This is a genomic window from Streptomyces sp. NPDC050856 (assembly GCF_040653855.1).
Classification (GTDB): Bacteria; Actinomycetota; Actinomycetes; order Streptomycetales; family Streptomycetaceae; genus Streptomyces.
Window position 1 is genome coordinate 135,815 of sequence record NZ_JBFAGV010000002.1, and the last position, 21,011, is coordinate 156,825.

Genomic DNA, 21,011 nt, shown 5'->3' on the forward strand with positions numbered 1-21,011 from the left:
AGGAGTGGGACCTCAGTCACAGGAAGAGCACAACTCAGATACCGAGATCCTTGATGATCTTCGCGACGTGGCCGGTCGCCTTCACGTTGTACAGCGCGCGCTCGACCTTGCCCTCCTCGTCCACCACGACCGTGGAGCGGATCACGCCCGTCACCGTCTTCCCGTACAGCTTCTTCTCGCCGAAGGCGCCGTACGCGGTCAGGGTCTCCTTCGACGGGTCGCCCACCAGCGTGACCCTCAGGTCCTCCTTCTCGCGGAACTTCGCCAGCTTCTCCGGCTTGTCCGGCGAGACGCCGACCACGTCGTACCCCGCGCCCGCCAGCAGCTCCAGGTTGTCGGTGAAGTCGCAGGCCTGCTTGGTGCAGCCGGGGGTGAGGGCGGCGGGGTAGAAGTAGACGATGACCTTGCGGCCCTGGTAGTCGGCGAGTGAGACGTCTTTGCCGTCCGCGTCGGGCAGGGTGAAGGCGGGGGCGGTGTCACCGGGCTGCAGTCGCTCGCTCATGGCTCTCGGCTCTCCTGGGAGGGGGTGGACGTACGCGTGACAGAGCCTAATGGGGGTCGGGGACAGCCGGTGGGCCGGTGAACTGACAGACTGTCCACCACGGATTGACCGACGATACGGACCATACGGACCAGATCACGGAGGCAGCGCGGTGTCGGATGCCAGGACCCCTGCGCAGATCGAGGCGGACATCGTCCGCCGGCGCGAGCAGCTCGCCGTCACTCTCGACGAGATCGGCGTACGCATGCACCCCAGGACGATCGTCGGGGACGCGAAGGCCAAGGTCGCGTCGACGGTCGACGAGACGGCCGGACGCGCCTTCGTGGCCGTCAACCGCGCCGTCTCGGACGTCAGGGCCCGGTTCGTGGCCGAGGACGGCTCGCCCAGGCTGGAACGCCTGGTGCCGGTGGCGCTGGTGGCGGTCGGCGTGATCGGGCTGCTCGCCGTGTCCGTCCGCAAGCGCCGGGACTGACGGGGGAGCCGGAGCGGGTGGCCTGACCGGTGGGACCGGTGGGACCGGGGTGACCCTCCGGGGTGCGTGGCGCGCCCGGGCAGGTAGGTTCATGGCGTGAGCGAGAACACCCACGACAAGCTGCCCATCCGGATGCTGCACGACCGGGTCCTGGTCCGCAACGACACCCCCGAGGGGGAGCGGCGATCGGGCGGCGGCATCCTGATTCCGGCGACCGCCGCCGTCGGCCGCCGCCTGGCCTGGGCCGAGGTGGTCGCGGTCGGTCAGAACGTACGGACCGTGGAACCCGGCGACCGGGTGCTGTACGACCCCGAGGACCGTGCCGAGGTCGAGGTGCGGGGCGTCGCGTACGTGCTGATGCGCGAGCGCGACCTGCACGCCGTCGCGGCGGACCGGTTCGAGGAGTCGGAGGACTCCACCGGGCTGTACCTGTAGCCGAACCCTGGCGAAGGGGCCTGGTGGCGGAGGTCACCAGGCCTTTTCGTATGCCCCTTTGCTACCTTTGAGACACCCCGACGAGACGCGCCGTACCGGGTGAAGGCAAAGACGACGCACCCCGTGACTCGTTTCCGCGTTTCGAGAGGTGCCGTCCCCATGGCGTGGGTTCTGCTTGTCGTCGCCGGTCTGCTCGAGGTGGGCTGGTCGATCGGGATGAAGTACACCGACGGATTCACCCGGCTGTGGCCGAGCCTGTTCACGGTCGCCGGGATCGTCGCCAGCATGGTGCTGCTGTCGCAGGCCGCCAGGACCCTGCCGATCGGCACCGCCTACGGCGTGTGGGTCGGTATCGGCGCGGCCGGCGCGGCAGTGGTCGGCATGGTGGTTCTGGGCGAGCCGGTCACCGCCGCCCGCATCTTCTTCGTCTGTCTGCTGCTGGTCGCGGTGGTCGGGCTGAAGGCGACGTCCGGGCACTGAGAGGCCGCGACGAGCGCGGACGACTGCGTTGCGGGCGCGCCCGCAAGGGTACGGGCGAGCCCGGGCGGCGGGTGCGGAAGGGCACGCGGGGCGCGGGCGCGGGGTGGCGCGGCGCGCGGGGGGTCACCGTGCGGCGTTCCGGCTCCAGGGCTGCGGCGGCGCGGGCGCGGCAGGGTAGCCGGGCGCGGCCGGGTTGCCGGGCACGGTCGGGGCGGCCCCGCCGGTCGCGTCCGTGCCCCCGGTCGCGTCGGTCCCGCCGGTCGGGGCGGTCGCCCCGGTGGCGTCGGCCCCGGCCCCGGTGTCCCCCGACGCGCCGGTGCCGCCCGTGTCGCCCGCACCGGTGGTGTCGCCGGTGCCTCCCGTGTCCTCCGTCTCCCCGGTCCCTCCCGTCTCCTGCGGCTCCCCGCTGTCCCGTGGCTCCCCGGTCCCTTCCGGCGGCGGCTCCTCCTCGAACTCCGCGCCCTCCTCCAGGACCAGGTCGAACTCCTGTGCCTCGGTCCCCTCCAGCGCCGCCCGCGTGAACTGGGCCCACAGCTCCGCCGGTGCCCCGCCGCCGTTGATCCGGTCCAGCCCCATCGCCCCGTACAGCGGCCTCTGCGCGCCCGTCGCGGGGTCCTGGCCCATCACCGCGACCACTGTCGCCAGGTCGGGGGTGTAGCCCGCGAACCAGGCCGCCTTGTCGTCCTCGGCCGTACCGGTCTTGCCGGCCGCCGGGCGCCCGGCGGCCTGGGCGGCGGTCCCGGTACCGCTCTCGACCACACCGCGCAGCATGGACGTGGTGGTGTCGGCGGCCTCCCGGCTGACCGCCTGGGTGGTCGGGGCGGCGGGCAGTTCCAGTTCGACGCCGTTCTTCCGCACCTCCTGGATCAGCGTGTACGTGCCGTGCCTGCCGTGGTTGGCGAGCGTCGCGTACGCCTCGGCCATGTCCAGGACGCTGGCGGTGGCGGGGCCCAGCGCGATGGAGGGGGAGGGGTTGAGGTCCGGTGTGGTGGCGGGCAGGCCCAGGTCGATGGCGATCTGCTCCACCTTCGCCGGGCCGACGTCCACGGCCAGCTGTGCGTACACGGCGTTGACCGACTGGTCGGTGGCGGACTGGACGGTGATCGGGCCGTAGTCCGCGTCGTCCTCGTTGCCCGGGGCGTAGGGCGGGCCGCTCCACCCCTCGACCGGCCGCTTGTTGGTGCCGTCGTACACCGTGCCGGGTGTGATGCGCTCGCCGTCCTGCGTGGTGGAGGCGTTGTCCACGGCCGAGGCGAAGACGAACGGCTTGAAGGTGGAGCCCACCTGGTAGTCCCGGCGGGTGGCGTTGTTGACGTACTGCCGGGTGTAGTCGACGCCCCCGTACATGGCGACGACCTTGCCGGTCGCCGGTTCGATGGAGGCGCCTCCGACCCGGACGTAGCGGTCGGTCGGGTTGCCGGACGGGTCGAGTTTCGCCATGACCTGGTCGTCCACCGCCCGGACGAAGGCGTCCTGCTTCCGCTTCTCCAGCGTGGTGGTGATGCGGTAGCCGCCGGTGGCCAGGGTCTTCTCGTCGAGGATGCCGTGACTGGTGAGGTACTCCTCGACCGCCTGCACGATGTAGCCGCGCTGCCCCGCCAGCCCGGTGGCGGGCCGGGCCTTGTGCGGGACCGGGAAGGTCAGGGCGGCACGCTCGGCGTTGGTGAGCCACAGCTCCTTCACCATGGCGTCCAGGACGTAGTTCCAGCGGCCGACCGCCCGCGCCCCGTTCTCCGGGTGGGTGGCGACGTCGTAGACGCTGGGGGCGTTGAGCAGCGAGGCGAGGTACGCGCCCTCGGCGGCGCTGAGGTCCTGGACGTCCTTGCCGTAATAGGCGCGGGCGGCGGCCTGGACACCGTAGGCGTTGCGGCCGTAGTAGCTGGTGTTGAGGTAGCCCTCGAAGATGTCGTCCTTGGTCTTCTCGCGGTCCAGCTTGATCGCGATGAAGAACTCCTTCACCTTGCGGGTGACGGTGCGCTCCTGACCCAGGTAGTAGTTCTTGACGTACTGCTGGGTGATGGTGGAACCGCCCTGGGTGCCCTTGCCGGTGACGGTGTTCCAGGCGGCGCGGAGCATCGCCTCGGGGTCGACCGCGGACTCGGTGTAGAAGTCCCGGTCCTCGGCGGCCAGGACCGCGTGCTGCACGGCCCGGGGGACCTGCGCGAGTGACACGTTCTCCCGGTTGATCTCGCCGTCGCGGGCGATCTGGCCGCCGTCGCTGTAGAGGTAGACGTTGGTCTGGGCGGTGGCGGCGGCGTTGGCCTTCGGGATGTCCACGAGCCGGTAGCCGGCGAAGAACCCGCCGATGAGCAGCAGGGCCAGGAAGAGGAACGTGCCCAGCACCATGCGCCAGGTCGGCAGCGCTCGGCGCCAGCCGGTGCGCCGGCGGCGGGCCGGGCGGCTCCTCTCCGCCACCCGGCCCTCGTCGGCGAGGGTGGGGTCACGGGGCTGCCAGCCCTGCTGCGGTGGCTCGTCGCTCATGGTCTCCGCCCCGTTGGTGATGTTTGAGGTGATTTGTGCGGCGCCTTCATAGTGCACCGCACATCTGTGCATGCCCGGCATCGGCGGCCGAAAAGCAGTCGCGGCCGTCGATCGTGCGGGGCTAGGCTCCACGGCTTTGGCGCGTGCGGTGGCGCGTGGGGGAGACGGAGGGAGCTGAGGTGCGGCTGTACGCGGCCGTGGCTGCCGGTGGGTTCCGGCGCTACGCGACGTATCGGGTGGCGACCGCCGCCGGGGTGTTCACCAACACCGTCTTCGGTTTCATCCTGGCTTACACCTATATGGCCCTGTGGGCGGAGAAGCCCGGGCTCGGTGGCTACGACATGGCCGAGGCGCTCGCGTATGTGTGGATCGGGCAGGCCCTGCTGGCGACCTGTGGACTGATGGGCGGCGGTTTCGAGGACGAGCTCATCGAGCGCATCAAGACAGGAGACATCGCGGTCGACCTGTACCGGCCTGCCGACCTCCAGCTGTGGTGGCTCTCGGGGACCCTGGGGCGGGCGGCGTTCCAGTTGCTGGGGCGGGGTGTGGTGCCGATGGCGATCGGCGCGTTCGCCTTCGACATCGCGCTGCCCGAGCAGCCGGTCACCTGGCCGGCCTTCCTGCTGTCGGTCGCCCTCGGCGTGGTGGTGAGCTTCGCCGTGTGGTTCCTGGTGGCGTTGAGCGCGTTCTGGCTGATGGACGGTGCGGGGGTGGTGCACGTGGCGTGGCTGTCCGGACTGTTCTTCTCGGGGACGCTGCTGCCGCTGACGGTCTTCCCGGGCGCGCTGGGCGAGGTGGCGCGGGTGCTGCCGTGGGCCTCGATGCTCCAGGTCCCGGCGGACGTGTTCCTGGAGAAACGGACCGGATGGGGGCTGCTGGAGGCCTACGCCTTCCAGGCCGGCTGGGCGCTGGTACTGCTGGTGGCGGGCCGGGCGGTGCAGGCGGCAGCGACACGGCGGGTGGTGGTGCAGGGTGGGTGAACGACCGGCGGCCGAGCGGGACGAGTACATGGGGCCGGGGCACATGGTGCCGGGGCACATGGTGCCGGGGCCCATGGGGGCGCGGCCCATGTCCGACCGCGACGTGTCCGAGCACCATGTGTCCGAGCGCGGCACGCCCGAGCGCCCCATGGGGCCGCGCCGCGCCCGGGCGGCGCACCTGGCCGAGGGGCTGCGCGCCTATGGGCTGATCGCCGCGATGTGGGTGCGCTCCACCATGACGTACCGCTTCTCCTTCGCCATGACGCTGCTGTCCAACTTCACCGCGACCCTCTTCGACTTCGTCGTCATCCTGCTGATGTTCGGTCATGTCCGCGGCCTGGGCGGCTTCACCTTCGCGGAGGTGGCGTTCCTGTACGGGACGACCAGCACCGCCTTCGGCCTCGCCGACCTGGCACTGGGCCAGGTGGGACGGCTGGGCAAGCGGGTGCGGGACGGCACGGTCGACACCCTGCTGGTCCGGCCGGTACCGGTACTGGCCCAGGTGGCGGCCGACCGGTTCGCGCTGCGACGGCTGGGCCGGGTGACACAGGGACTGCTGGTGCTGGTGTGGTCACTGGTGATCCTCGACGTGACGTGGACACCGCTGAAGGTGGCCCTGGTGCCGGTGATGGTGATGACCGGCGGGGTGATCTTCTCTTCGGTGATGGTGGCGGGCGCCGCCTTCCAGTTCTGGGCCCAGGACGGCTCGGAGGTGACCAATTCCTTCACCTACGGCGGCAACACGCTGCTCCAGTACCCGCCGTCCATCTTCGCCGGCGACCTGGTGCGGGGAGTGGTCTACGTCGTACCGCTGGCCTTCGTCAACTGGGTGCCGGCGCTGTACGTGCTGGGGCGTCAGGCGCCGGCCGGGCTGCCGGGCTGGGCGGCGTTCGCCTCCCCGGCGGTCGCGGCGGTGTGCTGCGTACTGGCCGGGCTGGCCTGGCGGGTGGGCATTCGTTCGTACCGGAGCACAGGGAGCTGAGCGGCGTGGACTTCATCGAGCTGGACGGCGTGGAGAAGGTCTTCGACGTACGGCGTCGAGTGGGCCGCCTGCGCCGGGAGAAGCGGCAGGTCAGAGCGGTCGACGGGATCAGCTTCCGGGTGCCGCGCGGTGAGATGGTCGGCTACATCGGGCCCAACGGGGCGGGCAAGTCGACGACCATCAAGATGCTGACCGGCATCCTCACCCCCAGCGGCGGCCGGCTGAGGGTCGCGGGCGTCGACCCCTCGCGCGAGCGCACGCGTCTCGCGCGCCGGATCGGGGTGGTGTTCGGGCAGCGCACGACGCTGTGGTGGGACCTGCCGCTGCGCGACTCCTACCGCCTGGTCCACCGGATGTACCGCGTCCCCGACGCCCGCTTCCGCGAGAACCTGGACCGGTGCGTCGAACTCCTCGACCTGGGCGAGCTGCTCAACGTACCCGTCCGGCAGCTCTCCCTCGGCCAGCGGATGCGCGGCGACATCGCGGCGGCCCTGCTGCACGACCCGGAGGTGCTGTACCTGGACGAGCCGACGATCGGCCTGGACGTCGTCTCCAAGGCGCGGGTGCGGGAGTTCCTGCGGGACCTGAACGCCGAACGCGGTACCACGGTGCTGCTCACCACTCACGACCTCACCGACATCGAACAGTTGTGCAAGCGGGTGATGGTCATCGACCACGGACGCCTGATGTACGACGGCCCGCTCGGCGGCCTGCACGAAGTGGGCGAGAGCGAGCGGACCCTGGTGGTCGACCTGGAGCGGGAGCTGCCGCCCATCACCCTGGAAGGGGCGCGGGTGGTGCGGGTCGAGGGCCCGCGGCAGTGGCTGGCGTTCCCGGCCGCCCGCTCGGCGGCGCCGCTGGTGGCGCGGGTGGCGGCGGAGTACCCGCTGGTGGATCTGTCGGTGCGGGAGCCGGACATCGAGGCGGTGATCGCCAAGATGTACGCGGAGCGTGCCCAGGAGCAGTGAGCCGCCCGTCCGTGGGAACGCGCCCCCTGGGAACTCGGAGTGCGTCCGAGGAGTACCTGAGGTAGGGACAACGTACACACGTACATGCGTACGCGGACGGGTGGAGCGGATGAACCGTACGAAAACCGAAGACGCGCCACACCCGGTGAGCGGCCTGGTGGCCTTCGCCTACACGCCGGCGGACGAGGAGAAGCAGCGCGGGGTCCGCCGGATGAAGCTCACGGCCACCGGCCTGCTGCTGGTGGTCGCCCTCATCTACGTCCTGGCCACCTGGGCGCGGAACGCCGGCGTGCACGGCTGGCCCGGGTACGTCGCGGCGGCGGCCGAGGCGGGCATGGTGGGCGCGCTCGCGGACTGGTTCGCGGTCACCGCCCTCTTCCGGCGCCCGCTCGGCCTGCCCATTCCGCACACGGCGATCATCCCGACCAAGAAGGACCAGTTGGGCGCCTCGCTCGGCGCGTTCGTCGGCGAGAACTTCCTGTCGTCGGAGGTGGTGCGGGCCCGGCTGGACGCGCTGGCCATCGGCGGTCGCCTGGGCGGCTGGCTCGCCGACCCCGCGCACGCCGACCGGGTGACGGCCGAGCTGTCGACGGCGCTGCGCGGCGCGCTGACCGTGCTGCGCGACGCGGACGTCCAGGCCGTGGTGGGCGAGGCGATCACCCGGCGGGCGGACGCGGCGGAGATCGCGCCCGGGATCGGTCAGACCCTGCACCGGATCGTCGCGGACGGCGCGCACCACCGGGCGGTGGACCTGATCTGCGTGCGGGCGCACGACTGGTTGGTGCTGCACGCCGACTCCGTACTGGACGCGGTCCAGGGCGGGGCGCCCGGATGGACGCCACGGTTCGTGGACCGGAAGGTGGGGGAGCGGGTCTACCGGGAGCTGCTGCGGTTCGTCACGGAGATGCGGGACATGCCAGGACACCCGGCGCGCGGCGCGATCGACCGGTTCCTGGCGGACTTCGCGGCGGACCTCCAGGCCGACACGGACACCCGGGCGCGGGTGGAACGCCTGAAGTCGGACCTGCTGGCCCGCCCGGAGGTGCAGGACATCATCGCGTCGGCCTGGGCCTCCGTACGCGGCATGATCATTTCCGCGGCGGAGGACGAGCGCAGCGAACTGCGCCTGCGCGCCCGGGCCTCGCTGATCTCCCTGGGCAACCGGCTGGCCACCGACACCCGGCTCCAGGCGAAGGTGGAGGGCTGGGTGGAGGACGCGGCAGTGTACGTCGTGACGACCTACCGTGCCGAGATCACCTCACTGATCAGCGACACCGTGGCGGGCTGGGACGCGGACCAGACGTCGCGGAAGATCGAGGCCAACATCGGCCGGGACCTGCAGTTCATCCGCATCAACGGCACGGTGGTGGGCGCGCTGGCCGGCCTGCTGATCTACACCGTCTCCCACGCGCTGGGCGGGTGACCGGACCCTGCCGAACGGCCGCCCGCCCAGCCACTGTGGGGAGGTGCCCTGTAGTACGGACGGCACCTGCCGGGCGTTCAGCCCTTCGTGCCCCAATTTCCGGGCGGGCAGCGGGCGGCCACCCGGCCACGCTCGACGCCCCGGGGCGCGGCACGGCTCGCGGCGCTCCCGCCACGACACGGGCGCCGCGGTCAGCCCCGCTGGCGACCGACCGCCCAGGAGGCGGCGGCCATGGCCCCGGCCACCGAGAACACGGCCGGCCAGGCGCCCACCTTCTTGGCGAGCGGGTGGGACCCGGCGAAGGCGGCCACATACGCGGCACTGAGCCCGGCCGCGGCCTTCCCCCCGCTGCGCGCCCGCCACTCCCGCGCCGCCACGGCCCCCGCGGCGGCCAACGCCACCCCGCCCAGTGGCCGCTTCCCGGTCCACCGCGCCACGGCGTACCCCCCGACGAGCCCACCCGCGGCCACCGCCGCTGCGGGGATCCTCCTGCCCATGCCGCCCTGCCTCTCCGACGCTCGGTTGTTCGGCTTCGAGGCTAACGCGCTGGCATGTGTCGGCAGGTGGCTGCCCCTGTCGCACACCGTGACGAGGCTCTGGTTCATCGAGATGACGACGGGTGCCTGGTTCCGTCTCAACCGGTCGCGATCGCCGAGTACGTATACACCTCGGCCGGAATCTCGTGTTTGAGCTGCCATGTAATGGCCATCGGCTTGCTGCCCTTGTGCTCCACATAGGTGGCTGGACCCAGCAGCATCCACGGCTGGGCGCCGCCTATGTCGTTGCTCTTGTAGCGGCGGACGAAGAGCAGGACGTGGCTGCCTTCACTGGCGTGACGTTGGTAGCGCAGGCCAGTGGAAGAGGTGGCGGACGTTTGGTTCTGGGACTCCCAGTGGAAGCGGCTTTCGTTCAGGGCGTAGTCGTGGTAGCGAGTCTGAGGCGAGAAGTCCTTCTCATCCTTTTCCAGAGTGATGAGCAGGGCGTCGGTCTTAATGGAGGCGCACCACCTCACGCCCTCGCGGAAATGAGCTGGCATGAAGCCACCGATGAAGGACTGGTCGAGCGCAGGAAGGATCTCTTCACGGCTGTACGAGGCGTGCACTGTGAGGGGTAGACCGGCGTGCTCCCCGAGCAGGGGGATCGGGACGTGCTCGGTGTGGGCCAGATTGTAGGCAAGGACCTGGCGAAGCTCTTCTCGGAAAGCGTGCTGGGGGCGAAGTGTGGCGAACCCTTCGTCGTAGCTTGCGAAGCCTTCTCGGGTGACGCCGCCCAGTGGCCACAGCTGGAAGAACAGCATGCGGGCGTAGGCCTTTCCCTGCTCGTCAAGCTCGCTGTACGCCGGGGCGTCATCTTGGAGGAGGCGGGTGTACGCCGATACGCGCAGCGGATCGTCCACGTGCAGGAAAGCCGGTACGCGTTTGAGTAGCGCGGCTTCCCCCTCCGGTGGGTCGGCCTTGAGCAGTCTGGCGCGGCGCAAGAGCCCCGTCCAAGAGTTGCCGTTGCCTCGGTAGAGCTCCTTGAGCTCGCGGCCGCTCTCCGCGAGATAGGTGCTGAGCTCTGGAATGGCGTAGTCCGCTACCTCGCGAGCCAAAGCGGTGACATTCACACCGATCTGGTCCCTGATGTTTGCAATGATCGTTTTCTTTGCCTTCTCCTCTAGGATGATCTGGCAGCCGGACGGTAGTTGGGGAAAGTCGTGCTCGACGTTGGCCAACAGTCGTTTGCGGGTGAGATTGGTCAGTGCTCGGAATTGGCTTTCGAAGCGGAACTCCTTGCGGTGTTGGCCAATGAAGTCCAGAACAGTCAGCACGGCCTTGCTCTCGCTGCGCCGTAGGCCGCGCCCAAGCTGCTGAAGGAAGACAGTGGCACTGGACGTGGGGCGCAGGAGCAGCAAGGTGTCCACGTCGGGTATATCGAGCCCCTCATTAAAGAGGTCGACCGAGAAGATGACTTGGAGGGCGCCGGACTTGAGGTCAGCCAGGGCCTGCATGCGTTGCTCGGCGGAAGTTTCGCCAGACAGTGCAATGGCGTTCAGTCCAGCGGCGCGAAAGAACTCCGCCATAAAGTGCGCATGGGCGACAGTGACGCAAAAGCCCAGTGCACGCATGCTGTGGGGGTCAGCGATCTTCTCCTTGACCGACCTTACGACCAACCGCGCACGAGCAACGTTCCCGGTCAGTACCTTGCTCAAGTCCGCAGTGTCATAGCCTCCACGCTTCCACCGCACGGCGCTCAGGTCGGTGTTGTCGCTGATGCCGAAGTAGTGGAAAGGGCTGAGCAAGTCGTTTTCCAGCGCTTCCCACAGGCGCATTTCGGCGGCGATCCGCCCGTCGAAGAACTCGTCTTGGACGTTCTTGCCGTCCATGCGCTCGGGGGTCGCGGTGAGGCCCAGAAGTTCCATCGGGCGGAAGTGATCGATGACTTTTCGATAGGTCGGTGACGTGCCGTGGTGGAACTCGTCAATCACAATGACGTCGAAGTGGTCAGGCGCCAGCCGATCCAGCGTGCGTGAGCTGAGTGATTGCACGCTGGCGAAGACATGCGTCCAGCGCTCCGGGATGTCGCCGCTGTGCAGCGGTTCCCCGAAGTTCGCGTCCACCAGTACGTCCCGGTAGGTCCGCATCGACTGCTGCAAGATTTCCCTGCGATGCGCTACGAAGAGCAACCGCAAGTCCCGCCCATGCCGCTGGCGCAATCGCTTGTAGTCGAGGGCGGCCATCACCGTCTTACCGGTCCCGGTCGCGGCAACCAGGAGATTGCGGTGCCGGTCATGGACGGCGCGCTCGACCTCCAGGCGCTCAAGCATGTCTCTTTGGTGTGGGTACGGCCGTACCTCTAGGCCCGACAGTGTGATGCGGGTCGGGGCGGATGACGTCGATCCACCAGCGATGTTGAGGGCCTCTTCGAGGCGGCTTCCGTCCCGCTCGGGGTCGTACGTCTCGAAGGAGGGATCACTCCAGTAGGCCTCGAAGGTTCCTTCGAACTTGCGGAGCACATCAGGCGTGGCGACGGACGACAGTCGGACGTTCCTCAAGCCCATCGAGCAACGCGGCCTTGGAGAGATTGGAGCTGCCGACGTAAGCGGTGTCGTACCCGGTGTCGCGCCCGAACAGCCACGCCTTGGCATGCAGGCGCGTGGAGCGCGTCTCGTAGTTGACCTTGACCTCAGCGTTGAAGTCCCGCACGAGACGGTCGAGGGCACGGCGCTCGGTGGCGCCGATGTACGTGGTGGTGATGACTCGAATCGGCACTCCGCGCTCAGCAGCGACCCGCAAAGACCGCTCGATAACGCGCAATCCATGCCACTTCACGAAGGCGCAGAGGAGATCGACCCGATCTGCCGTGGCGATTTCCGTCCGAAGCTCAAAGCCAAGGCTCGGGTCCTCGGGCGCATTGGTGATGAGCGCCGTATCCGAGAGCGGAGTGGCGGGGCGGACCGCGTAGACACCCGGCGCCTCCTGACGGGCTAGCGCGAGCAGTTCGCGCGGGCCGTCGGCCACCAGGTCAACCCATTCTCGTGCCCCCTCCAGTGTGCTGACGGACTCCAGGATGCGGTTCGCGGCCTGGACGCGCTCTTCAGCAGGTAGCGCCTGAAGGACACGACGTACCGTTTCGGCGATGTGCCTGGCCAGGAGGTGGGGAACAGCCTCCGGACCCACGATGTCGCTGATCTGATGCCAACCGTCATCAGAGAGCTCGGCTAGCTGCCGCTCAAGCCGCACGGTGATGAGCTGCTCGTACAGCCCCGTGGACAGGGGTGCCGCATCGCTACCGATCTGAGGCATGGCTCGCTCCCGTCGCACGCGTGATCATTGGATGTGTTCTACCAAGAACCACTGACAGCTCGAGCCGGGGGGACCGGGGCGCTGGGTTGGAACGTGGCCTCAACTTGGCCACATAGATGGATTCTTCAGGACTCTGTGGCTCGAAGCGATCCAAAGCTTGTCGCTAAATGATCGAGTTGGGTTAGCTTCTGTCAGTGCCGCTACACGAACTGCTGATACGGATAGCTGAGACCTATGAGTCGGCTGGGAAGGCCTCCAGGGACCTCCCTGGCCACGCTCTGCTCTGGGGTGTCAAGGACCGAACGGATCTCCCGTGGCCGCCTGGGTGCTTCGCCATGGGCTACGGAGGCCAGGGGATGGCCACCCTCACGCCCTGGATCGGCGTGTTCGACCGGACCATCAACGAAAACCCACACGACGGTCTGTACCTCGCCTACATCTTCAACTCGGCTCGCACCGCCGTCACGCTAACTCTGCAACAAGGCATCACGAGCCTGAGTGACACCTATGGGAAGGGTGCCAGGCTCCATCGCTACCTGACCGCTCAGTCGCAGACGTTGCGAGGTGCCTTGCGGCCGAAGTTGGCGGAGCGATGGCAGGACGCCTTGACGCTGCACGTTGAGCCCAAGCACTGGCGCCCCCGCTCGTACGAGAAGGCCAACGTGGCGGCACGCCGCTATGAGATCGACCGCCTGCCGTCCGACGAGGGCCTCACCGCAGACCTGGATGAAGCGGTGCAGCTCCTTCGAGACGCCGCCGCGGTGGATCGTTTTTGGCTCAAGACGCCGAAGGACGATGAACCTGTCATCGAGTACCTTCCCGTGGAAGCGCGCCACGGGGACGACCCCTTCGACCCCTTGAGTGGGTTTCGAGCGAAAAGCAGCGACAGCTACTACGTCGACATCCAGGGTGGTAGGCAGGAAAGGACGAAGGAGCATGAGGCGCTGCTTCTCAGGTTCGCGCACCATGCCGTCGCGTGCGGGTACACCCCCCTCACACAGGGGATGCACCCGCGAGACGTGGTTCTGCGCCACCGTGACGTTCCCGGACAGGACTGGCTGGTTGAAGGCAAGACCGTGAAGGCCGAGAAGGAGTACCTCGCCGTTCGCGAAGCCGTTGGCCAGCTTTACGAGTATCGGCACTTCTACTACGAGAAGCGGAAGAAGCACGCCCCACACCTGATCGCGCTCTTCACGGCTGACATAGGTGACTACGCCGACTACCTGGAAACACTCGATATCACGTCTGTCTGGGAGCGTTCCGGCGGCTGGGGAGGGTCACGACTCGCCGTCGAGTGGGGGTTGGCGAAGTAGGCGCCGGTCAGCCGTTGTCGCAGCCGACCCCGTCGTCGTCCCGGTCCAGATGGGGGCCGTAGCCGGGTTCACCTCGGGTGACGGGGGCGGCGCCGGCCGCGCGGGCGGCGTCGCAGTTGCGGTAGTGGACGGTGCCGCCCCCGCCGTCCGTGCCGTTGCCCGAGTCGTCGTCGGCGGATGTCCCGGTGTCCGCCCGGCGCGTGACCGTGACGGTCGCGGTCGCCGTGACGGTGGCCGTCGCTGTGACCGTCGGCGCGGGCGGTGCCGGGGCGGCTGAGGGGGGCGCGGTGACCGTGGCGGTGGCGGTGGCCGTGGCGGTCACGGTGGGGGCGGGGCCCGGCTCGGCGGCCGTCCTGGTGTTCTCCTCGCCGGTCAGGGCGCCGCAGCCGGTACCGATCAGCAGCAGGAGCAGACCTCCGGCCCACACCCGCTTCATGCGGTGCAGCGGGCGCGGTCGCGGGGCCGGCGGGGCGGGGGCCGGGGTGTGCGGGTGGTACGGGTTGGTCATGATCCCCCCTCGGGACAGTGGCAGCCGGCAGTGCCTGTGTGGGGGGATGGAGCCAGGCGGGCCGCAGTGGTTAAGCGTGAAACTACTGCAACCGGAAGGCACATGTGCGGTTTTCCGGGAAACGGGGTGCCCGCGGGCGGCGGCCCGCACGCACCCCTCGGGCCGGCCGCCCCGTCGGCATCCCGCACCCGCCGTACCGGGCTACGGCTGCTTTCCGCCGTGGCAATCCCCGTACGCCGTTCCCGAACCGCACCAGCAGGGCGCCGTGCGGGGCGGGGGCCAGGGGGTGGCCCGGCCGCGGGCGGCGAGGGTGGTGGCGTACTGGGGGAGCAGCGCCGCGTTGGACGGGGGTGTGGCCTCGGAGGCGGCGAAGGCCTCGTAGGAGGGGACCGTGCCCTGGACGATGCCCAGGTTCGGGGTACCCGCCGCGGCCAGCTCGCGCAGGGACGCCTCGATGTCGGTGAGGTGTGCCTCGTGGGTCGGGTACTCCGACTCCAACTCGGGATAGGCCGCCAGGAGCTCGTCCAGTTCACCGGCCGGCCAGAGCAGGACCGCGACCGGGAAGGGACGGGACAGGGCCGTGCGGTACGAGCCCAGCTCACTGCGCAGGCGGGCGATCTCCGCCTGGAGCTCGGCGGGGTCCGACGAGCCGAGGGACCAGAGGCGCTTGGGGTCGTGGAGTTCGTCGAGGGGGACGGTGCCGGTGTGGAGGCGGTCGGCCAGGACGTCCCAGTCGTCGTGCCGCATGCCCAGCAGGCGGCGGACCCGGTGGCGCCCCGTCAGGAGCGACTGCGCCGGGTAGGGCACCTCGTCGTCGGGCGAGGGGAGCAGGGTGGTCACGGCGGTGGAGAAGGTGGCCTCCGAGGCCTCCAGCTCGTCGTGGGTCTCCAGGGTCTCCGCGACGATCGCCCAGGCGGCGGCGTCCGCCGGGACCGAGGCGCGCAGCCCGTCGATGATCACGCGGGCCTCGGCCTCGTGGCCGTACTCCCACAGGTTCGCGGCCTTCAGGGCCTTGATCAGGTGCGGGTTGTCCGGTTCCGCGTCGCCGGACAGCAGCTTGTCGTACAGGGTGGTCGCACGGGCCCGCTCGCCGGCCAGTTCGAGGTGGGCGGCGGCCCGGAGGAGCAGCGGTTCGTTGTCTTCGGGATACTGCGCCGCGGTGCGCAGCAGGCGCTCGGCTTCGGTGATGTGGTCAGCAGGCGTGTCGGGGCGCATGGTGGATACCGTACTGCTGTGCGGGGACGGGGGGCTGGTCACTTGCGGGTCGAGCCCCTATGGTGCCCGGGCGCGCGAGCGGGTGCCAGTGGCCGTGCGGTAGGAGTGGCCGTGCGTGCCCGTGCCGGGTGGGCCCGTGGGGCGCGTGCCCGTGCCGGGGGTGACGTGGCCGATCGGTGGCGGGGCGCCCGCCCAGGTGGTGGCCCCGCCCGCACGCACTCGTCCGTCTCCCGGTACGGCTCCCGGTGAGGGTTCCACCCGGCGGGGGAACCCAGGAGGACGTGCCCGCGTTGGACCCGGTGCGAGGGACAGGGGAGGGGAGTCATGACGCGTCCGCAGGCACGCGCGGCCGGGCTGCTGCTACCCCTTGTCCTGCTCGCCCATCTCGTGCTGACCGACGGCGGCGCCCTCTCGGCGACCCTCGCCCTGACCGCGGCCGCCGGCGCCGCCCTCGTCGCGTGCGCCGTCCTCAGCGCCCGCCGTGTTCCCTCCGTACCGCCGACCCGGGTGCGCACCGCCATCCGGGACCGTGAACGCCGCACCGCCTTCCTGCCGCAGCGCGACCCCGACGCGGCGGGGCGCAGCCGGCCCCGGGCCCCCGGCCGCCCCGTACCGACGGCCGCGTAGGGAACCCGACAGCAAGCCCGCAGCAAGCTCTCCGCAGGGACACCCACGCGGTTCCGTCATGCCGATGCGCACATCTCCCGGCACGACGAGACCCCTCGGAGGGTTCCCCATGTCCTTTTTCGCCGCATTGGTCGAGCAGCTCGCCGGCCTTCTCCAGCCGCTGTTCCCCACCTCGGCCACCGCCGCCGCCATCGTCCTGTTCACCATGCTCGTCCGGCTCGCCCTCCACCCGCTCTCCCGGGCCGCCGCGCGCGGCCAGCGGGCCCGCGCCCGGCTCGCCCCGCGCGTCGCCGAGCTGCGCGACAAGCACGGCGAGGACCCCGAGCGGCTCCAGCGGGCGGTGCTGGAGCTGCACGCCAGGGAGAAGGTCTCCCCGCTGGCCGGCTGCCTGCCGAGTCTGTTGCAGCTGCCCGCGTTCGTCCTGATGTACCACCTGTTCTCCAGCGGGCGCATGGCCGGTCACTCCCTTCTCGCCGCGCCGCTCGACGGCCGTCTCGGCGACGCCCTGGCGGCCGGCGGGGCGCTCGGCCCCCAGGAGCTGGTGTACGCGGGGCTGTTCCTGGTCGTGACCGCGCTCGCCACGTACTCGTACCGGCAGACGAGGGGCGGTCTGGCGGAGGTGCCGGTGCCCGGGGCGCGCTTCCTGCCGCTGCTCTCCTTCGGCACGCTCGTCACGGTCGCCGTCGTACCGCTCGCCGCCGCGCTGTACGTGGTGACCAGCACGGCCTGGACCGCGGCCGAGCGCGCGTACCTGTACCGGGACGGCGCGCCGGCTACCGCCGCGTAAAGGTCCAGCTGGTGAACGGGGTCTTGCCCGCCGGTGGGGCGTCTTGGAGGATCGACCAATCCTCCGATGGCCGCACCCCATCGGCCGGGGCTCACCTCGACCACAGGGAGAAGACCATGAAGCTGATGCGCGTCGGAACGGCGGGTGCCGAGCGCCCCGCCCTGCTCGACCGGGACGGGATCGCGCGGGACCTGTCCGCGCTCGTCGCGGACATCGACGGGGACCTGCTCTCCGACACCTCCGCGCTGGACCGGATACGGGCCGCCGCCGGCGCCGGTGTGCTGCCCGCCCTGGACCCGGCCGGGCTGCGGGTCGGCCCGCCGGTCGCGGGCATCGGCAAGGTGGTGTGCGTCGGGCTGAACTACTACGGGCACGCCGCGGAGATCGGCGCCGAGCCGCCCGCCGAGCCGCTGGTGTTCCTCAAGGCGGCGGACACGGTCGTCGGGCCGGACGACACCGTGCTCATACCGCGCGGCAGCCGCAAGACGGACTGGGAGGTCGAACTGGCGGTGGTCATCGGCAGGACCGCCCGTTACCTGGAGTCGGCGCGGAGCGCGCTCGCGCATGTCGCCGGGTACGCGGTCGGGCACGACGTCTCGGAGCGGGAGTTCCAGATCGAGCGCGGCGGCACCTGGGACAAGGGCAAGAACTGCGAGACGTTCAACCCGCTGGGGCCGTGGCTGGTGACGGCGGACGAGGTGCCCGACCCGCAGGCGCTGACCCTGCGGCTGTGGGTCAACGGCGAGCTCAAACAGCACGGCAGCACCGCCGACCAGATCTTCCCGGTCGGGGAAGTGGTCCGCTACGTCAGCCAGTTCATGACCCTGTACCCGGGTGACGTCATCAGTACGGGTACGCCGGCGGGCGTGGCGCTCGGGCAGCCCGAGCCCAAACCGTACCTGCGGCCCGGTGACGTGGTGGAGCTGGAGATCGAGGGGCTGGGCCGCCAGCGCCAGGAGTTCAAGGCCGCGTAGGCGGGCCACCCCCGTGGGGCCCCTCGTCCGGGGCTCCGCGCCGGGGCGGCCCAGTGGCGCCGCGCGGCCCGGTCGCCCAGCGGGGCCGTACGGTGACGGGCCGCCCGTCGCCGTACGGCCCCGTCCCCGTCCGCACCGGCCGCCGGCCACTACGAGGTGGTGAACCGCTCCAGCGCCTCCACCACCAGCGCGTGGTCCTCCACCTGGGGAAGCCCCGACACCGTCACCGCGCCGATCACACCCGCGCCCCGCACGGTGATCGGGAACGAGCCGCCGTGTGCCGCGTACCGGCCCGGGTCCAGGCGCGAGTCCCCCTCGAAGGTCTTTCCCTTGGCGCGGAAGCGGGCCCCGACCAGCAGGGAGCTCTCGCCGTACCGCTCCACCACCCGGCGCTTGCGCTCGATCCAGTCGTCGTTGTCCGCGCTCGAACCCGCCAGCGCGCAGTGGAAGAGCCGCTGCGCCCCGCGCCGGATGTCGATCGCCACCGGGGCCCGCCGTTCCCGGGCCAGCTCCACGAGCATGGAGCCGAGCATCCAGGCGTCCTCGTGCGTGAAGCGGTCCAGCGTCAGACGGGCCTGCTGGGCCTCCAGTTCGGCGATGTCCGGCGCCGGAGCCGCCGATCCCGTCCCCGATCCGCTCCCCGGTCCCGGGCCCGCCGGTCCCGGGGCGCGTCCCGTCCCCGATCCCGGGGCCGCCGACCCGGACGCCGCCTCGGCCCCCGCGCCCGCACCCGGACCCCCGCCCGGGCCCGTACCCGCACCCGGCTCCGCACCCGTCCCCGGCCCGTCCTCGGGGTGCACGGGCGTCACCCGTGTCCCCCGGGTCACAGCGTCACCGTCACGCCGTCGCGGGCCGAGCGGCGCGCCGCCTCCAGCACGTCCAGCGCCGCCGCGGCCTCGTGCGCGGTGACCGGCGGCGCCGTACCGTCGCGCAGCGCGGACACGACGCCCGCGTAGTACGCCGGGTAGTCCCCCGGCAGGGTCGGCACCGGCCGCCCCCCGCCCGTCAGCGGCGACTCACCCGCGCCGACGCGGCCCCACAACGACTCGTCCTCCACGCCCCACTCGCCGGACCCGGACGGCCGCCGGCCCTCGCGCAGCGCGGCCTCCTGCGGATCGAGGCCGTACTTGACGTACCCGGCCCGGGAGCCCAGCACCCGGAAGCGGGGGCCCAACTGGGCGGCGGTGGCGCTGACGTACAGGTGCGAGCGCACCCCGCCCGCGTGGGTCACCGCGATGAACGTGTCGTCGTCGGCCTCGGCTCCCGGCCGCCGTACGTCCGACTCGGCGTACACCTGGACGGCCGGGCCGAACAGCACCAGCGCCTGGTCCACGACATGGCTGCCCAGGTCGTACAGCAGGCCGCCGATCTCCTCGGGCGCGCCGGACTCCCGCCAGCCGCCCTTGGGGCGGGGCCGCCACCGTTCGAAGCGGGACTCGAAGCGCTGCACGTCGCCGAGCTCACCCCGCTCGACCAGTGAACGCAGGGTCAGGAAGTCGTTGTCCCAGCGCCGGTTCTGGAAGACGGACAGGAGCAGGCCGCGCTCCTCGGCGAGGGCGGCGAGCCCGCGTGCCTCGGCGGCCGTGCCGGCGACGGGCTTGTCGACCACGACGGGCAGGCCGGCCTTGAGGGCGGCGGTCGCGACCGGGACGTGGGTCCTGTTGGGGGAGGCGATCACGATCAGGTCGAGGCTCCCGGCCCGGGCGGGCTCCCACAGCTCGTCGGGCGAGGCCGCGAAACGGACGTCCGGGAACTCGGCCCGGGCCTGGTCGCGGCGTTCGGCGTTCGAGGTGACGACCGTGTCGAGGACCAGGCCCTCGGTGGCGGCGATCAGCGGGGCGTGGAAGACGGAACCCGCCAGGCCGTAGCCGACGAGTCCGACGCGGAGGGTGCCAGTCATGGGTTTCACTTAAGCAACGCTGTTGCCAAAGTGCAAGCGCACGCGACAATGGGGCCGTGAACAGCACTACGGGCATCAACCTGCCGGCCCTGCGCAGCCACAACACCGCTCTGGTGCTCGGCCTGCTGCGCACGGCCGGCGAGGCCGGCATCAGCAGGCTGGAGGTCGCCGAACGCACCGGGCTCACCCCGCAGGCGGTCAGCAAGATCACCGCGCGGCTGCGCGCCGAGGGCGTCGCCGCCGACGCGGGCCGCCGCGCCTCCACCGGCGGCAAACCGCGCACCCTGCTGCGGCTGGTGCCGGGCGCCGCACACGCCGTGGGCCTGCACCTGGACCGGGACGAGCTCACCACCGTGCTGGTCGACCTCTCCGGCGCCCCGGTCACGGCCCGCACCGCCCCCCTGGACCTGGGGGCGGGCGCCGAGTCGGTCATGGCGGCCGTGGCCCGGGAGGTCGTCGCCGTCACCGCGCGGGTGGACGGCGTCCTGGGCGCCGGGGCCGCCATGCCCGGGCCGCTCGACCACGCCACGGGCGTGCCGCACCGCGTGACGGGCTTCCCCGAGTGGAACGGCTTCCCGCTGCGCGACACCCTGGCCCGGCGGCTCGGCCTGCCCGTGGTGCTCGACAAGGACACCAACGCGGCGGCGCTCGGCCTGGCCCTGCGCGGCGGCGCCGGTGACTCCTTCGCGTACCTCCACCTCGGTACGGGACTGGGCGCGGGCCTCGTCCTGGGAGGCGCGCTGTACCGGGGCGCGCGCACGGGCGCGGGCGAGTTCGGCCACCAGACCGTCCAGCTCGACGGCCCGCCCTGCGACTGCGGCGGGCGCGGCTGCCTGGAGGCGCTGTGCCTGGCCGCGGTCGCGCGCGGCGACCTGGCCGAGGCCGCCCGCGTGCTGGGCGCCGGCGCCGCGAACCTGGCCGGGCTGCTCGACATCGACCGCGTCCTGCTCGGGGGGCGGGTCATCGGCTCGGCGGCCGAACCCTTCCTACGGGGTGTGGGCGCCGTCCTCGCCGAACGCGCCGAGCGGGGCGGCGAGCGGCCCGTCCCGGTGGCCCTGGCGCACGGGACGCCCCACCCGGTGGCCGAGGGAGCGGCCCAGCTGATCCTGGCACCGGTGTTCGGCCTGTAGGGGAGGGCGGCCGCGGGAGCCGGCGCCGGCCGCCGGTGGCCGACCGGGC

General features: G+C 71.1%; 19 protein-coding genes, 1 pseudogene and 1 riboswitch. Of the genes and pseudogenes, 12 read left to right on the plus strand and 8 right to left on the minus strand.

Annotation, left to right across the window (positions count from 1 at the left end):
- Positions 1-34: 34 nt before the first annotated feature.
- Complete coding sequence (bcp, locus tag AB0H53_RS02505; protein WP_362105965.1) at positions 35-502, minus strand: thioredoxin-dependent thiol peroxidase; 468 nt, start codon at positions 500-502, stop codon at positions 35-37.
- A 151-nt stretch (positions 503-653) separates the two neighbouring features.
- On the opposite strand from bcp, the gene AB0H53_RS02510 reads away from it, so the two are divergent.
- The 3 genes from AB0H53_RS02510 to AB0H53_RS02520 all read left to right on the plus strand — a co-directional run bounded on the left by AB0H53_RS02510 (position 654) and on the right by AB0H53_RS02520 (position 1,889).
- Complete coding sequence (locus tag AB0H53_RS02510; RefSeq protein WP_362105967.1) at positions 654-974, plus strand: DUF3618 domain-containing protein; 321 nt, start codon at positions 654-656, stop codon at positions 972-974.
- A 96-nt stretch (positions 975-1,070) separates the two neighbouring features.
- Positions 1,071-1,409, plus strand: a complete 339-nt coding sequence (locus tag AB0H53_RS02515) for a co-chaperone GroES (RefSeq protein WP_362105970.1) — start codon at positions 1,071-1,073, stop codon at positions 1,407-1,409.
- A gap of 55 nt (positions 1,410-1,464) precedes the next feature.
- Positions 1,465-1,530, plus strand: a riboswitch (guanidine-III (ykkC-III) riboswitch).
- Positions 1,531-1,568: 38 nt separating this feature from the next.
- On the plus strand, positions 1,569-1,889 hold the full coding sequence (locus AB0H53_RS02520) for a multidrug efflux SMR transporter (protein ID WP_362105973.1): 321 nt from the start codon (positions 1,569-1,571) through the stop codon (positions 1,887-1,889).
- A 123-nt stretch (positions 1,890-2,012) separates the two neighbouring features.
- Here AB0H53_RS02520 and AB0H53_RS02525 read toward each other — a convergent pair whose 3' ends face one another.
- Positions 2,013-4,370 (minus strand): transglycosylase domain-containing protein, encoded by a 2,358-nt coding sequence (locus tag AB0H53_RS02525; protein WP_362105976.1) that lies wholly within the window; start codon positions 4,368-4,370, stop codon positions 2,013-2,015.
- A 179-nt stretch (positions 4,371-4,549) separates the two neighbouring features.
- On the opposite strand from AB0H53_RS02525, the gene AB0H53_RS02530 reads away from it, so the two are divergent.
- From AB0H53_RS02530 to AB0H53_RS02545, 4 genes are all read left to right on the plus strand, one after another.
- A complete protein-coding gene (locus tag AB0H53_RS02530; RefSeq protein WP_362105979.1) occupies positions 4,550-5,350 on the plus strand; it encodes an ABC-2 family transporter protein in 801 nt (266 codons plus the stop codon).
- A gap of 148 nt (positions 5,351-5,498) precedes the next feature.
- Complete coding sequence (locus AB0H53_RS02535; RefSeq protein ID WP_362106404.1) at positions 5,499-6,332, plus strand: ABC transporter permease; 834 nt, start codon at positions 5,499-5,501, stop codon at positions 6,330-6,332.
- Positions 6,329-7,300 carry an ATP-binding cassette domain-containing protein gene (locus AB0H53_RS02540; RefSeq protein WP_362106407.1) on the plus strand — a complete coding sequence of 324 codons (972 nt, stop codon included), beginning with the start codon at positions 6,329-6,331 and terminating at the stop codon, positions 7,298-7,300. The genes AB0H53_RS02535 and AB0H53_RS02540 overlap by 4 nt, the downstream gene beginning before the upstream one ends.
- 109 nt (positions 7,301-7,409) lie before the next feature.
- Entirely contained in the window at positions 7,410-8,723 is a 1,314-nt protein-coding gene (locus AB0H53_RS02545; protein ID WP_362105982.1) for a DUF445 domain-containing protein, read from the plus strand.
- A gap of 191 nt (positions 8,724-8,914) precedes the next feature.
- On the opposite strand, the gene AB0H53_RS02550 is transcribed toward AB0H53_RS02545, so the two are convergent.
- Together AB0H53_RS02550 and AB0H53_RS02555 are read right to left on the minus strand one after the other, a co-directional pair.
- A complete protein-coding gene (locus AB0H53_RS02550; RefSeq protein WP_362105985.1) occupies positions 8,915-9,220 on the minus strand; it encodes a hypothetical protein in 306 nt (101 codons plus the stop codon).
- A gap of 137 nt (positions 9,221-9,357) precedes the next feature.
- A pseudogene (locus AB0H53_RS02555) lies at positions 9,358-12,508 on the minus strand (DUF3427 domain-containing protein).
- A gap of 335 nt (positions 12,509-12,843) precedes the next feature.
- Here AB0H53_RS02555 and AB0H53_RS02560 point away from each other — a divergent pair.
- Positions 12,844-13,821: a DUF3578 domain-containing protein gene (locus AB0H53_RS02560; protein WP_362106410.1), complete on the plus strand. Its 978-nt coding sequence runs from the start codon at positions 12,844-12,846 to the stop codon at positions 13,819-13,821.
- A 7-nt stretch (positions 13,822-13,828) separates the two neighbouring features.
- Here the strand turns inward: AB0H53_RS02560 and AB0H53_RS02565 are convergent, their stop codons facing one another.
- Positions 13,829-14,329, minus strand: coding sequence for an excalibur calcium-binding domain-containing protein (locus AB0H53_RS02565; RefSeq protein WP_362105988.1), 501 nt, complete (start codon positions 14,327-14,329; stop codon positions 13,829-13,831).
- 201 nt (positions 14,330-14,530) lie between these two features.
- A complete protein-coding gene (locus tag AB0H53_RS02570) occupies positions 14,531-15,544 on the minus strand; it encodes an SEC-C domain-containing protein (RefSeq protein ID WP_362105991.1) in 1,014 nt (337 codons plus the stop codon).
- Between the two features lie 324 nt (positions 15,545-15,868).
- Here AB0H53_RS02570 and AB0H53_RS02575 point away from each other — a divergent pair, with 324 nt between their 5' ends.
- The 3 genes from AB0H53_RS02575 (at position 15,869) to AB0H53_RS02585 (ending at position 17,932) form a co-directional block, all read left to right on the plus strand.
- Positions 15,869-16,171 (plus strand): DUF6412 domain-containing protein, encoded by a 303-nt coding sequence (locus tag AB0H53_RS02575; RefSeq protein ID WP_362105994.1) that lies wholly within the window; start codon positions 15,869-15,871, stop codon positions 16,169-16,171.
- Between the two features lie 109 nt (positions 16,172-16,280).
- Positions 16,281-16,958, plus strand: coding sequence for a membrane protein insertase YidC (yidC, locus tag AB0H53_RS02580; RefSeq protein ID WP_362105997.1), 678 nt, complete (start codon positions 16,281-16,283; stop codon positions 16,956-16,958).
- Positions 16,959-17,074: 116 nt separating this feature from the next.
- The gene (locus tag AB0H53_RS02585) at positions 17,075-17,932 is read left to right on the plus strand and encodes a fumarylacetoacetate hydrolase family protein (protein ID WP_362106000.1); all 858 of its coding nucleotides are present in this window, start codon (positions 17,075-17,077) and stop codon (positions 17,930-17,932) included.
- 149 nt (positions 17,933-18,081) lie between these two features.
- Here the strand turns inward: AB0H53_RS02585 and AB0H53_RS02590 are convergent, their stop codons facing one another.
- Complete coding sequence (locus tag AB0H53_RS02590) at positions 18,082-18,531, minus strand: heme-degrading domain-containing protein (RefSeq protein WP_362106413.1); 450 nt, start codon at positions 18,529-18,531, stop codon at positions 18,082-18,084.
- 224 nt (positions 18,532-18,755) lie between these two features.
- Positions 18,756-19,832: a Gfo/Idh/MocA family oxidoreductase gene (locus AB0H53_RS02595; protein WP_362106003.1), complete on the minus strand. Its 1,077-nt coding sequence runs from the start codon at positions 19,830-19,832 to the stop codon at positions 18,756-18,758.
- A 56-nt stretch (positions 19,833-19,888) separates the two neighbouring features.
- Here AB0H53_RS02595 and AB0H53_RS02600 point away from each other — a divergent pair, with 56 nt between their 5' ends.
- Positions 19,889-20,962, plus strand: a complete 1,074-nt coding sequence (locus tag AB0H53_RS02600) for an ROK family transcriptional regulator (RefSeq protein ID WP_362106006.1) — start codon at positions 19,889-19,891, stop codon at positions 20,960-20,962.
- The last annotated feature ends 49 nt before the right edge of the window (positions 20,963-21,011 follow it).